This is a genomic window from Verrucomicrobiota bacterium (assembly GCA_016871535.1).
Lineage (GTDB): Bacteria > Verrucomicrobiota > Verrucomicrobiia > Limisphaerales > SIBE01 > VHCZ01.
In genome coordinates this window covers 1-11,905 of the sequence record VHCZ01000193.1, presented here as the reverse complement: position 1 = coordinate 11,905, position 11,905 = coordinate 1, and the positions used below count along the sequence as shown (strand labels likewise).

At 61.1% G+C, this 11,905-nt stretch carries 12 protein-coding genes and 1 pseudogene; 12 read left to right on the top strand and 1 reads right to left on the bottom strand.

Going from position 1 to position 11,905, the window contains the following annotated elements:
* The first annotated feature begins 145 nt into the window (after nucleotides 1-145).
* From hisF to FJ398_20255, 9 genes and pseudogenes are all read left to right on the top strand, one after another.
* Nucleotides 146-919, top strand: coding sequence for an imidazole glycerol phosphate synthase subunit HisF (gene hisF / locus FJ398_20295; GenBank protein ID MBM3840259.1), 774 nt, complete (start codon nucleotides 146-148; stop codon nucleotides 917-919).
* 219 nt (nucleotides 920-1,138) lie between these two features.
* Nucleotides 1,139-1,528, top strand: a complete 390-nt coding sequence (gene hisI / locus FJ398_20290) for a phosphoribosyl-AMP cyclohydrolase (protein ID MBM3840258.1) — start codon at nucleotides 1,139-1,141, stop codon at nucleotides 1,526-1,528.
* Nucleotides 1,528-2,052 (top strand): hypothetical protein, encoded by a 525-nt coding sequence (locus tag FJ398_20285; protein ID MBM3840257.1) that lies wholly within the window; start codon nucleotides 1,528-1,530, stop codon nucleotides 2,050-2,052. Before hisI ends, FJ398_20285 begins: the two co-directional genes overlap by 1 nt.
* Before the next feature lie 266 nt (nucleotides 2,053-2,318).
* Nucleotides 2,319-3,854 carry an anthranilate synthase component I gene (trpE, locus tag FJ398_20280; protein MBM3840256.1) on the top strand — a complete coding sequence of 512 codons (1,536 nt, stop codon included), beginning with the start codon at nucleotides 2,319-2,321 and terminating at the stop codon, nucleotides 3,852-3,854.
* A 124-nt stretch (nucleotides 3,855-3,978) separates the two neighbouring features.
* Nucleotides 3,979-4,227 carry a type II toxin-antitoxin system VapC family toxin gene (locus FJ398_20275; GenBank protein MBM3840255.1) on the top strand — a complete coding sequence of 83 codons (249 nt, stop codon included), beginning with the start codon at nucleotides 3,979-3,981 and terminating at the stop codon, nucleotides 4,225-4,227.
* Between the two features lie 46 nt (nucleotides 4,228-4,273).
* A pseudogene (locus FJ398_20270) lies at nucleotides 4,274-4,402 on the top strand (phosphoesterase).
* A 217-nt stretch (nucleotides 4,403-4,619) separates the two neighbouring features.
* A complete protein-coding gene (locus tag FJ398_20265) occupies nucleotides 4,620-6,317 on the top strand; it encodes a hypothetical protein (protein ID MBM3840254.1) in 1,698 nt (565 codons plus the stop codon).
* Complete coding sequence (locus FJ398_20260) at nucleotides 6,314-7,984, top strand: ABC transporter permease (protein ID MBM3840253.1); 1,671 nt, start codon at nucleotides 6,314-6,316, stop codon at nucleotides 7,982-7,984. The genes FJ398_20265 and FJ398_20260 overlap by 4 nt, the downstream gene beginning before the upstream one ends.
* A 1-nt stretch (nucleotide 7,985) precedes the next feature.
* On the top strand, nucleotides 7,986-9,593 hold the full coding sequence (locus tag FJ398_20255) for an ABC transporter permease (GenBank protein MBM3840252.1): 1,608 nt from the start codon (nucleotides 7,986-7,988) through the stop codon (nucleotides 9,591-9,593).
* A gap of 55 nt (nucleotides 9,594-9,648) precedes the next feature.
* Here the strand turns inward: FJ398_20255 and FJ398_20250 are convergent, their stop codons facing one another.
* Nucleotides 9,649-10,593, bottom strand: coding sequence for an endonuclease/exonuclease/phosphatase family protein (locus FJ398_20250; protein MBM3840251.1), 945 nt, complete (start codon nucleotides 10,591-10,593; stop codon nucleotides 9,649-9,651).
* A 140-nt stretch (nucleotides 10,594-10,733) separates the two neighbouring features.
* Between FJ398_20250 and FJ398_20245 the strand changes: the two genes are divergently transcribed.
* Genes FJ398_20245 through rpsR form a run of 3 tightly spaced genes read left to right on the top strand, consistent with a single transcriptional unit; the run spans nucleotide 10,734 to nucleotide 11,780 of the window.
* Nucleotides 10,734-11,330, top strand: a complete 597-nt coding sequence (locus FJ398_20245) for a transcriptional regulator (protein MBM3840250.1) — start codon at nucleotides 10,734-10,736, stop codon at nucleotides 11,328-11,330.
* Nucleotides 11,331-11,333: 3 nt separating this feature from the next.
* On the top strand, nucleotides 11,334-11,501 hold the full coding sequence (rpmG, locus tag FJ398_20240) for a 50S ribosomal protein L33 (protein MBM3840249.1): 168 nt from the start codon (nucleotides 11,334-11,336) through the stop codon (nucleotides 11,499-11,501).
* Between the two features lie 9 nt (nucleotides 11,502-11,510).
* Nucleotides 11,511-11,780 carry a 30S ribosomal protein S18 gene (gene rpsR / locus FJ398_20235; GenBank protein MBM3840248.1) on the top strand — a complete coding sequence of 90 codons (270 nt, stop codon included), beginning with the start codon at nucleotides 11,511-11,513 and terminating at the stop codon, nucleotides 11,778-11,780.
* The last annotated feature ends 125 nt before the right edge of the window (nucleotides 11,781-11,905 follow it).

Genomic DNA, 11,905 nt, shown 5'->3' with positions numbered 1-11,905 from the left:
CTGGCCGGCTGCGGCGTTGCTCGTCGGTCACAGCCCCAAAACGGGGATGCTCCCTCCTCGCGCCTTGCATCCGGCCAGGCGGCGCTCCCGCCAAAACCGGAAGTTATTTTTGCACAGACCCTAAGCACCGATCATCGCACCAGGCATGCTCGCTAAACGCGTCATTCCTTGCCTGGACGTCCATGCCGGGCAGGTCACCCGCGGCGTCCAGTTCGGCAAAGCCGAAGCCGGGGAACTCCGGAACGTCGGCGATCCGGTCGAACTGGCCGTTCGTTACAACGACCAGGGCGCGGACGAAATGGTCTTCTTCGACATCACCGCCAGCGCACATGGGCGGGCGACGATGGTCGATGTTATCGAGCGAGTGGCGCAGCGGTGTTTCATGCCGTTGACCGTCGGCGGCGGCATCCGAACCGTCGCCGACATGCAAACGATGCTCAAGGCGGGGGCGGATAAGGTCAGCATCAACTCCGCGGCGCTGGCGAGTCCGGACCTCATCCACGAGGGCGCCGAAAAATTCGGCAGCCAGTGCATCGTCGTCTCCATCGACGCCAAGCGCGTTGCGCCGGGGCGTTGGGAAGTCTTCTCCCATGGCGGGCGCAAGCCCACGGGACTGGACGCCGTGGACTGGGCCAAACGCGCGGTCGGTCTTGGCGCAGGCGAAATCGTGCTCAACAGCATTGACGCCGACGGCACGAAGGCAGGATTCGATCTGGAAATTACCCGGCGCGTCAGCGAATCGATCGGCGTCCCGGTCGTGGCGAGCGGGGGCGCCGGCACGCGCGAACACATGGCTGAAGTGTTGCTGGAAGGCAAAGCGGACGCCGTGCTGGCGGCGAGCATTTTCCATTTCGGGGAACTGACGGTCGAAGACGTGAAGCGATTCCTGGCGCAGAAGCGTATTCCGGTGCGATTATGAGCGCTGTGGGCTCCTGCCTCCCCGCCCGCGAACCATCCGGTAGGGCGAGCTGTCCCAGCGAGCCGGTCGGACGTGTTCCGCGCACGTCGATCGGCTCGCCGGGACGGACTCGCCCTACCGCGTTCATGGGGCGACCACATGGCAGCCGAATGGTCGAAGCCCGCGTTTGCATTCTTTCATCCGATGCGCTTACCTTCCCGTCCACGGTTTGGATGCATTATGAGCTTTTACGACGAACTGAAGTTCAACTCGGACGGGCTGATCCCGGCGATTATCCAGGATCAATCGACGAGCCGGGTGTTGATGATGGCCTGGATGAACCGCGCAGCCATCGAGAAAACCGTCGCCACGGGCAAAACCCATTTCTGGAGCCGGTCCCGGCAAAAATTCTGGATGAAAGGCGAAACGAGCGGCCACACGCAGACGGTCAAACAAATCTCTTTCGACTGCGACGGAGATACGCTGCTGATCCAGGTCGACCAAACCGGAGCGGCCTGCCATGAAGGGTATCGCTCCTGTTTCTTTCGCGCGGTGGACGGAGACGGGGCTGAATCCAAAGTAACCGAGGCCCGATTGGCCAGCCCCGATCAAATCTACGGGAAGAAGTGATGCAGGAACTGATCCCTTTCGGCAGCCCGGTCTATGGGCTGGTCCTTTCTTTTCTCTTGTTTGCGCGCGGCATGGATTTCTTGAGCACATGGATCGCGTCGCCCACGCTCAAGCTCGAAGCCAATCCCATCGCGCGCAAACTGGGCTGGAGAGCGAGCATCGGCTTGAACGTCGTACTCTGCTTTGGCTTCGCGGCCTGGCCGTTGCCAGCCGTGATCATCATCACCAGCAGCCTGCTCGTGGCCGCGCGCAATTTTCAGTCGGCCTGGCTCATGCGTTTGCTGGGCGAAGACGAATACCGCTGCTGGATTCGGCAACGGCTCAGCGAGGTGGGCCTGGGTCTGTATCTTTTTTGCCTGATCGCGCAGACGATTCTGATCGGGAGCGTCGGCGGAACGCTGATGTATTTCAGCGATTGGCATTTGATCCCCTTCGGCGTCGGCACGGGGATTATCACGTACGCCGTGGCGGTTCTGGTCTTTACCCTGCTTTCATTGAGCCGCCTGAGGAGAATCACAGATTGATGACCGCATCGGACTTGATCCGCCTCTTGCCAATGGCGACACTCCCTTCCCCCTCACCCTGGCCCTCTCCCTTGGGGAGAGGGAACTGCGGCGGCCGCGGTTCGATCCGACCGGCGATGTTCAAAACGGCGCAGCGCTGGGATCAATTCTCCCTCTCCCGGCGGGAGAGGGCCGGGGTGAGGGGGAAGGCGGCGTCGAGTTTGCCGTGCCATACCAAGTGGGCCTGCGACGCGCGGGATGCTCGCAGCCATTTCTGAAATCAATCCATGTACTCTCCGACCCAAGAGGAATTCGTGAAGTTGGCGAAGCAAGGGAATCTCATCCCGGTCACCCGCCGGTTGCTGGCCGACTTCGAAACCCCGCTCTCGGCCTACCGCAAGATTCGCGGGCAAGGCGAATCGTTTCTGTTCGAGTCCGTGGAAGGCGGCGAGCACCTGGGCCGGTATTCCTTCGTCGGCTGCAACCCCGCCGCTGTCATCCGGCAGACGGGCGCGCGGATCGAGTATTTTGAGAACGGCAAGCTGGCCGAGAAATTTGTCATTCCGCGAGAGCCGAACCCGGATTGCTCCCAGTGCGTGAAAGACGGGCTGGAAGTCGTGGACCGGGTGCTGAAGAAGTATCACCCGGTGACCTTGCCTTCGCTTCCGCGCTTCACCGGCGGCGCCGTGGGCTTCATCGGCTACGAATTCATCCATGATGTCGAGCCGGTCGTGCCGCGTCCGCCTCACGATGAATTGCAAACGCCGACCCTCTACTTCCTCGTGGCGGACGAACTGCTGATCTTCGACCGCGTCGCCCAGACGCTGACGGTTCTGGTGAACGCGATTCTGGATGACTCGACCCAGCCGGCGGAAGCCTACGAGAACGCCGTGGCTGAGATCGAACGCATCGTTTCGCTTTTGGAACAGCCGACCGAACACGTCCCGGTTTCGCTGCCGCAGGAGGTGCCCTCCGTTCCCTTCCAGTCGAACGTGGCCAAAGACAAGTTCCTCGCGCACGTGCTCAAGGCGAAAGAATACATCACCGCCGGCGATATCATCCAGGTGGTCGGTTCTCAACGCTTCTCCACACCGGTCCACGCCACGCCGCTGGACATTTATCGCGCCGCGCGCTCGATCAATCCGTCCCCGTACATGTTCCTGCTGGAATTGGACGGATTCAGCCTCGTGGGCGCTTCGCCGGAGATTCATGTGCGGTGCGAGGATCGGAAAGTCGAGATTCGGCCCATTGCCGGCACGCGTCCGCGCGGGCGAACTCCGGAGCAAGATTCAGCCAACGAACAGGAATTGCTGGGCGACCCGAAAGAACGCGCCGAACACGTCATGCTCGTGGACCTGGCGCGGAACGACATCGGGCGCGTGTGCGATTACGGCTCGGTGCAGGTCAAGGATCTGATGATCATCGAACGCTACAGCCACGTGATGCACATCGTGTCTCAAGTGGAAGGGCATCTGTCCGCGGACAAAACGCCGTTCGATCTGATGCGCGCGACATTTCCCGCCGGAACGTTGAGCGGCGCCCCCAAAATCCGGGCGATGCAAATCATCTCGGAGCTGGAGCAGACCACGCGCGGGCCGTATGGCGGATGCGTGGGCTATTTCTCGTTCAACGGCAATCTCGATTGCTGCATCACCATCCGGACCGCGTTGATCAAGGACGGCAGGGCTTACGTGCAAGCTGGCGGCGGCTGGGTGAATGATTCCACGCCCGAAGGGGAGTTTCAGGAAACCGTGAACAAATCCAAGGCCATGCTGAAGGCGGTCGCCCTGGCGGAGAGCTTCACGGGCCCGCGCAATTCGTGACCGCCAGGAGTCATTGCTAGGAAAACTGGAAAGCTTTGGAATACTCCGCGATCTTGATTTGGTGGGTGCGTGACGAACGTGATCAAGATTTGATGGCGACAGCTACAGGCCAACCTCGGCGCCGATGAACGTGTTCTGCGACACCAGCGTCCTGGTTGCCGCATCCCTGGAGGCTCACAAACACCATGCTTTGGCCAAGGCTGTCCTTGAACGCATTTCTCGTGGTGATGATATAGTTTATGCCTCGGCCCATGCGCTGGCCGAGACTTTTTCCGTTCTTTCGCGGATGCCTACGATGCCGAAGCTAACGCCGCAAGATGTGTTGGCTATCCTCGAACAAAATATCTGCCCTCATTTCATGGCCACTCCTTGAGCGATCCGATGCCGTCGGTAGCGTCAAACGGCTTCGCTCTTGTCGCTGGGTTCACGGGCATACGCACCACAATGTGGACTACAGAATCGGCTCAACCCGTGTTTTGACGAACCCACGAGGGTATCCAGATGAACCGTGCAACCGCTTCAATCCTTCACTGATCGTCGAAGTGTAAGTGTCAGATCTCGCTGAGACTCTTTTCCGCGACGCGAAATCCCGGTGCCGCTCAGCACCCGCGGGAAACCTGCCGCTTTGCCACGACGCCGGCAGGGCGCCGGCCACCTTTTCACCTTTCCCGGAGATCACTTCCGGCAATTGCTTCAAAACAGCGCATTCCGGTTGAGCAATGTGGCTTCCCAAGCGGTCCAATTCGTGGCTTACTCCGCCGGAAAGTGTGGCCGATCATCCATCGTGAATTGCTCATTGAATCGCGACGCGCCGCGCTCTACACGCTGCGGCTGCTGGCCGGCTCGGCGCTGACCGCGTGGCTCGCTCTGAATTGGCTCGTCGCTTCCGGAAGCGCAGCCGCGGTCGGCACGGTTGTTTTCCAGGAACTGAGCAACGCGATCTACATCGCGATCTGGCTGGGCGCGCCCTTTTTGACCGCCGACTGCCTGAGCCGGGAAAAGCGGGACGGCACTCTCGGCCTGCTTTTCCTGACTCAGTTGACGGCGCTGGAAGTCGTGGTTGGCAAGAGCCTGGTTCATGGCGTGCGCGCCCTGAGTTTCTTGTTCGCGACCGCTCCAATCATCGCCGTGCCCTACTTGATGGGCGGCGTCTCAATCCATTCGATTCTCTCCGTGCTGGCAAGCTGCCTGGGCGCTCTCGCTCTGGCGCTGGGAGCCGGACTTCTGGCTTCGGCCAGCGCGCGCCAAAGGCGATGGATGTTCGTCCAGGCGGTCGTCTGGACCTTGTTATTTGGATCCGTCCATGCTCATCTGGCTCGACCGACGCTGGCGATGGCGATGCCTGCACCCGTCGCTGCTCCGCCCGCCGTGTTCTTTAACCCTCCGCCGCCGCCCCAATACTTACTCCGGTCTGCGCCCCCGAACCGCGCCGTGGTCTTCAACCCTTCGGGAGGCGCGCCGCCGGCTATTGGTTTTGCCGCCTCGCGTTTCAGCGCGTTCACGGTTGCTTCCGGATGCGGGCTTGCGCTCGTGTTGATCATGTTGGCTGCGGCCCGCCGCATTCGTTCGGAGTGGCAGGACAAACCGCTCTCGCGAAGACAACTCTGGTGGCTGCGCACCTTTTGTTTGCCGCTGTTCTGGCGTTCCCTGTTCCAATCGGCCATGCGCCGCGAGCTGAATCGGAATCCGATCACTTGGTTGCAGTATTATTCCACCTGGGACCGCGCCGTGAAGCTGGTTTGGTGCGGCCTGGCGTTGATGATCGATACGCACCTGATCACGACTCTTCATCGGGGGCAGCGCGAAGTGATGGGCCTGGAGGCATTGTTTGCCGTGGCATTGGCCTATACGGCCGCCTCGAGCTTCCGAAGGGAACGGCAGAGTGGCGCGCTCGAATTGATCCTGGTCAGCCCGATTGCGCGCGAAGAAATCATCGTCGGACGTTTGCGCGCGGTCCGGGGGCAATTCTTTCCTGCGGCCGTGGCGTTGATCATTCCCTGGCCATTGCTGGCGACGATGTTTGGAGACAGCGGGTTCGATACGCTGGCAATCGTTCAATGCGGTTTCATCCTGGCGACCTACTGGAGTCTGCCCGTCCTGGGGCTGTATTTCGCGCTGGGAAGCCGGAATTTTTTTCGAGCGCTGATGAGCACGGTTTTCTTCGGCTTGCTCGTGCCCTTCGCGCTGACGCAGGTCGGGGGCCTTCTCATTCCCGGGCGGGCGGGTTTTGAAGACACCTGCATTCTGGCGATGATTTATCAGGCGGCCACGGTCGCGCTGCTGTCGCCGTTATTGCTGCCTTTGATGAAAAATGTAGGGCAGGCTTCCAGCCTGCCAGTTCTGGCGGCATCGTGCCGCCAGAACGACCGGGCACGGATGCCTCGTCCACCGGCAGACAAGATGTCTGCCCCACATTCTCAGGCAGGCTCAAAGCGCAGTGCTGCCCTGCCGACCCGCGTATGACCTTCCTGCCTGTTGTCGCCCGCGAATTGCGAGTCGCCTCGCGGCGGCGGGGCACCTATTGGACGCGATTTGGAGCGGCGGTGCTCGGCATTGGCCTCTACGTCTGGATCTGGATGGTGGTGGGAGAGCGAAATTACGGGGCGGTGCTGGCTTCGAATCTGTTCGGTTCGCTGTCGGTGCTCGCCTTCGCGTACACCTTGCTCGCCGGCGTCACCTTGACCTCGGATTGTTTGAGCGAAGAGAAGCGCGAAGGCACGCTCGGCCTGCTGTTCCTGACCGACCTCAAGGGTTACGACGTAGTCCTCGGCAAACTGGTCGCCACGTCCGTCAATTCGTTTTACCGGCTACTCGCGATCTTTCCGGTTCTGGCGATCCCGCTGTTGCTCGGCGGACTGACTTACGCGGAGTTCTGGCGGCGGGTGTTGGTTCTGACCAACACCCTCTTCTTCTCGCTGAGCGCGGGATGCCTGGTATCGGCGCTGAGCCGGCACGATCGCCGGAGCATGGCGGGAACGTTTCTCTTGATCCTCATCATCACGGGCGGGCTGCCGCTGCTCGGCTACGTCACGGGGTTTCGGAAAGGCGGGTTTCAATACGATCCTTCGTTTCTCCTGATGAGTTCGAGTTATTCCTTCGCGTTGGCCTCGGACGCGAATTTCAAAGTGAACCCGCAACACTTCTGGACGTCGTTCCTCATCACGCACTCGTTTGCCTGGGCATTTCTGGTGCTGGCGAGCGCCATCGCGCCCTCTGCCTGGCAAGACAAGGCGATCGGCGAGAAGCAGGCCCTGCGGCGTGAGCGATGGCAGCGCTGGAGATTTGGATCGGCGGCCGTGCGCGACGCGTTCCGCACGCGCCTGCTGGAGATCAATCCCATCTGCTGGCTCGCGGGCAGGAACCGACTCAAGCCGGCCTACGTGCTCGGCGCGCTGGCGCTGGCGGGCTGCGTCTGGCTTTGGCTGTTCTTCAAATATCGCAGTGACATGCTGGATCCGGCGGCGTATGTGCCGACCGCGATCCTGTTGAGCCTGGCCATCAAGTTCTGGGTTGCTTCGGAAGCCTCGCGTCCGCTCAACGAAGATCGCCGCAGCGGCGCGCTGGAATTGCTGTTGTCGGCGCCGCTGTCGGTTGATGACATTCTGCGCGGCCAATTCCTTGCCCTCAAAAGGCAATTCGGCTGGGCGGTCGCCGTGATTCTGCTGGCGTTTTTGGCGATGTTTCTGGGCGGCCTCAACGATCGGGCGCTCGATTCGTCGAATTTCTGGACGTTGCTCTGCCTGACCTACGTGCTGATGTTCTTCGCCGATCTTTACACCCTGGCGTGGCTGGGGATGTGGCTGGGACTGAATTCCCGGAAAGCAAACTGGGCTTCGAGCGGCGCGCTCGTGCGGGTGCTGGTCGTGCCGTCGCTGGTCTTTCTCGGTTTGATGACGACCAGCCTCTTCTTGAACTTCGAACGGCAGTTCGATTCGGAGAACTTCATTCTCGCGGTATGGTTTGTCATCAGCATGGCCAACGACCTGTATTTCTTTCTGTGGGCGCGGACCAATTTGCGCCGCGAATTCCGAACCGTCGCGACGCAACGCTTCGACGCTCAGGTGCGCGCGCGAGTCAGAGTGGTCCCGGCGGTGAAGGCCAAGCCGAGCGGCGAGCCATTGAAGGCGTAGCGTGAGTTTCCTGCCCATTGTCGAACGCGAGTTGCGGGTAGCCTCGCGCCGGCCGGCGACGTTTCGTTTGCGCATTCTCGTCGCGGTTCTCACGGGCCTGATCGGCGCCGGACTGCTCTTGATCGGAAATACGGATGCAGCCGTTCGGAGCGGCCAGGGAATCTTCGCGCGCCTGGCGTTCCTTGCCTTCGTGTTCTGCCTGCTCGACGGAGCGCGGCACGCTGCGGATTCCATCAGCGAAGAAAAGCGCGAAGGCACGCTCGGCTTGCTGTTCCTCACAGATCTGCGCGGCTACGATGTCGTGCTGGGAAAAGCGGCGGCGGCTTCGGCGAAATCGTTCCAAGGCTTGTTCGCCTTTCTGCCTATTCTGTCCATCGCGCTGGTTTTGGGCGGCGTGACCGGCGGTGAATTCTGGAGAACCGCACTCGTGCTCGTCAACACGCTCTTTTGGTCAACCAGTTTCGGAATGTGGATCTCGGCCTTGAGCCGCGAATCGCATCGCGCATGGAGCGCGACGCTGGGAAGCGTCGTGCTGATGACAGCGCTTCCGATGATGATCCACGTTTGGACGCGGTCCGGATTGCAGACTTTTTCGGATTTCATCGCCTGCTTTAGCCCGGCATTCAGCGCGTCCCTGATTCCGAATGCCAATTATGGATCGAATGCCGCTGGATTCTGGCTGTCCGTCGCGGCGACTCATGCGATGGGCTGGGTGGCTCTGGTTCTCGCGAGTCTCATCACTCCCCGCTCGTGGCAAGACAAGCCGCTGGCCGGAATCAGCGCCACTCGCCACGAGCGCCGAATCCGGTGGCGCTTCGGCGACGCAGAGCGGCGCGTGCAATTGCGGCAGCATCTCCTGGGAATTCATCCGATGTTTTGGCTGGCCGCGCGGGAAGACCGCGAGCGCTGGATGATCTGGGCGCTTCTGGCCGCCGCCGGCGCAGGCGTGTATCTCGCCGCTATATTTCTAAGCACGAACGTCAAAGCCGCCGTGGCCGTCGTGTCCGCCACGACGATGCTGGTCGCGTTGGTGTTGAAGATCTGGGTCGCTTCCCAGGCTTCCTACCATCTGGCGGAAGCCCGGCGGAACGGCACGATGGAAGTCATCCTGGCAGCTCCGTTGACGACGGAAGAAATCCTGCACGCCCACTGGCACGCGCTGGAGCGGTTCTTTCTGTGGCCTGCCCTGGCGGTGATTTTTGTGCAGCTCGTGGCCGTCGCCGTGCAGGTGCTCTTCGACGGCTCTGCCCAGGGCGCATGGCTGGAATGGCTGCCTTCAGCCGGTGGCGCGATCTACCAGGCGGTCAAAGTGGCGCTCGATTTGATCGCGGTGGCGTGGCTGGGACTTCTGATGGGCATGACGCAGAGGAGTCCGTTTCACGCGTTCACGCGGACATTGTTCTTCGGCGTGCTGGTGCCGTTCCTGTTGTTCTGCATTCCGAATGTTCTGATCGATCTGGTGATCATCCAGATCGCGCGCCCCAGACTCCGGCGTGATCTGCGAAGACTGGTGTCCGAGCGTCATGAGGAACAACGGACGGACCAACGCCATGTCCGTCCACAGCCTCCAACCATCGCAGCACCTCCGGTAATTGAGGCGCCTCGCTGATTCCAGCAGCCAATTCTCTCGGGTGTCCGGAGTTCCACATTTGGTCTCTTTCTATTCAGCGTTCCTCTGCGACGAAGCTTGCGACGATGGGACGATGGTCCGAAGCGGCGCCCCAATTCGGCAGCGCCAGAACGTAAGTTCCATTCGTGTTCCATTCTCGCGCCATGCCCCGGCTGAGCAAGATGTAGTCGATGCGGCTGTAGGTGTCTTCCTTGCCGTAGAAATGCGTCCAGGTGATGTTGCGCGGAGCGTAGCCGGGAACGGTCGCGGGCTGGTTGTCTCCGTTGCGTTCGGCGGGACGCGTGTCGATCAACGCGTTGCGGCCGCGGCCCAGGATGATCCGCGTGGACCGAGAATCCTTCACGTCGTTGAGATCGCCGAGCACGACCAGATTCGCGTCTGGATTGGCGCGGAGCCGCGCGTCGATGATTTCACGCAAAATCAACGCCTCTTGCTCGCGCATCTCGGCTTCATCCGCTTCGGCGATCGGACGTCTGGATTTGAGGTGCGCCGTGATCAGTGTGAAGGCGTACTTCGGCACGGCTTGAATGTCCACCTCGGCGAACCCGCGCGAAACCCGGAAACGCCGCCCGTGGAGCAGAAAACTTTCCCGGCTGTGCGGCCGGCGGGCGACAATGGGAAACCGGCTCAGAACCGCGACGTAAATGTTCGTGTCGAAGCCGGCGACGTGTTCCCAGTGCGGGAAGTCGAGTCCCTCCCGCTTCAAAGCCTCGCGCAGTTCCAGCAGCGCGTTGGTAGAACCGATTTCCTGCAACGCCAGCACGTCCGGTCGCAGTGCGCGAATGCTTTCCCGGATCTTCGCTTTGGCCGCGGCGGGTTTCACGGGTCGCGAGCCGGCGGCGTCCACGTAATTCTCCAGGTTGTAAGTCGCCACGTTGATGATTTCAGCGGTGCGCAGGGCGGGCGGGGAGGCCAGCAGCAGGGCCAGGGCGAGCATCGACGGGGCGCGTCTGGAGGCAATCATGGGGAGAGAATACATGATTTACCTGAGGGGAAAAATTCTGAATTTTTTAGTGGCGCTTTTGTCTTCCTTTGCTAGATTCACGCGCTCTCAAATGGGCGTTGAACTCCTTTGCGTGAGGAATTGGCGCCTGCCGAGAGAAAAGAATTGATCGCACAGTGAACAAGAAAAAAAGCACCGCTAAAAAGCCGAGCGCGCATCCGCCAGCTCGATCCAAATCGGTGGGCGCCGCGACGGCGGCTTCGATTTTGGGTGTCCGCAAGCCGACCAGCGCCTACGCTCCGAATGGACAGGTCCGCATCAAACCGGAGTGGTCCAAGTTTTACAAGAACCTCCTCGACCTCCGGGAGCGCCTTTTGGATCAGATGACGGGCCTCGCCAAAGAATCGGCGGAAGAAATCCCGGGCTACAGCCTCCACATGGCCGATTCCGGCACGGATAATTTCGACCGGGACTTTGCCCTGAGCCTTCTCTCCTCAGACCAGGATGCCATTTATGAAATCGAGGAAGCGCTCCGCCGGATCGAGAAGAACACCTATGGCATTTGCGAATTGACCGGCAAACAAATCCCCAAGGCCCGCCTGGAAGCCATCCCGTGGACCCGTTTCACCGTCGAGGCTCAGGCGCAGTTGGAGCGCGAAGGCGCCCTGCGGCAGAAGCGGCTGGGCAGCCTGGGCAGCGTCGATAATGCGGGCGCCTCGGAGGCGGAAGACGACGAGGAAGCCGAAGAACGCACCACCAAAGAAAAGGAGTAGTGTATGCCGAGAGAGATTGTCACCCTGGAGTGCACCGAAGCGCGCAAAGAAGGAAAGCCTCCGTCGCGTTATCTCACCACGCGAAACAAGAAGCTCCAGACGGAAAAAGTCGAGTTGATGAAATACAACCGCTTCCTCCGGCGCCACACGCTCCATCGCGAAATCAAGTAACGCCCTCGTATGCCACGCAAAACTCACACCGAACGCTCCGGGCGGGACCGCTCCGGCCGCGGCCGAAGCGCCACGGGCGAAGTCCGCACACCTCGGCCCAAGCCGAAGATCGATTTCACCGTCGATGCGCTCGATTACAAGAACGTCACACTCCTCCGCCAATTCGTCACCGATGCCGGGCGAATTCTGCCGCGCAAGTACACGGGCCTGCCGGCCCATTACCAGCGCCGGCTCACGCGTTCCGTGAAACGCGCCCGCCAGATGCTCCTCATGAAGTAGATAGGGGTAGGGATGACACACGAGCGTCACCCCTCCCTCCGAACCGGACGGGCGGATTTCCCGCATCCGGCTCTCCGGTTGATGGGGTCTCGACGAGAGAGAGCGCACCTTTCGTGCGGTCTCCA

Coding starts and splice junctions, on each gene's coding strand:
- FJ398_20275 (MBM3840255.1), top strand. CDS start 3,979: ATGAACGTGTTCTGCGACACCAGCGTCCTGGTTGCCGCATCCCTGGAG.
- rpsR (MBM3840248.1), top strand. CDS start 11,511: ATGCCACGCAAAACTCACACCGAACGCTCCGGGCGGGACCGCTCCGGC.
- FJ398_20250 (MBM3840251.1), bottom strand. CDS start 10,593: ATGTATTCTCTCCCCATGATTGCCTCCAGACGCGCCCCGTCGATGCTC.
- FJ398_20260 (MBM3840253.1), top strand. CDS start 6,314: ATGACCTTCCTGCCTGTTGTCGCCCGCGAATTGCGAGTCGCCTCGCGG.
- hisF (MBM3840259.1), top strand. CDS start 146: ATGCTCGCTAAACGCGTCATTCCTTGCCTGGACGTCCATGCCGGGCAG.
- hisI (MBM3840258.1), top strand. CDS start 1,139: ATGAGCTTTTACGACGAACTGAAGTTCAACTCGGACGGGCTGATCCCG.
- rpmG (MBM3840249.1), top strand. CDS start 11,334: ATGCCGAGAGAGATTGTCACCCTGGAGTGCACCGAAGCGCGCAAAGAA.
- FJ398_20285 (MBM3840257.1), top strand. CDS start 1,528: ATGCAGGAACTGATCCCTTTCGGCAGCCCGGTCTATGGGCTGGTCCTT.
- trpE (MBM3840256.1), top strand. CDS start 2,319: ATGTACTCTCCGACCCAAGAGGAATTCGTGAAGTTGGCGAAGCAAGGG.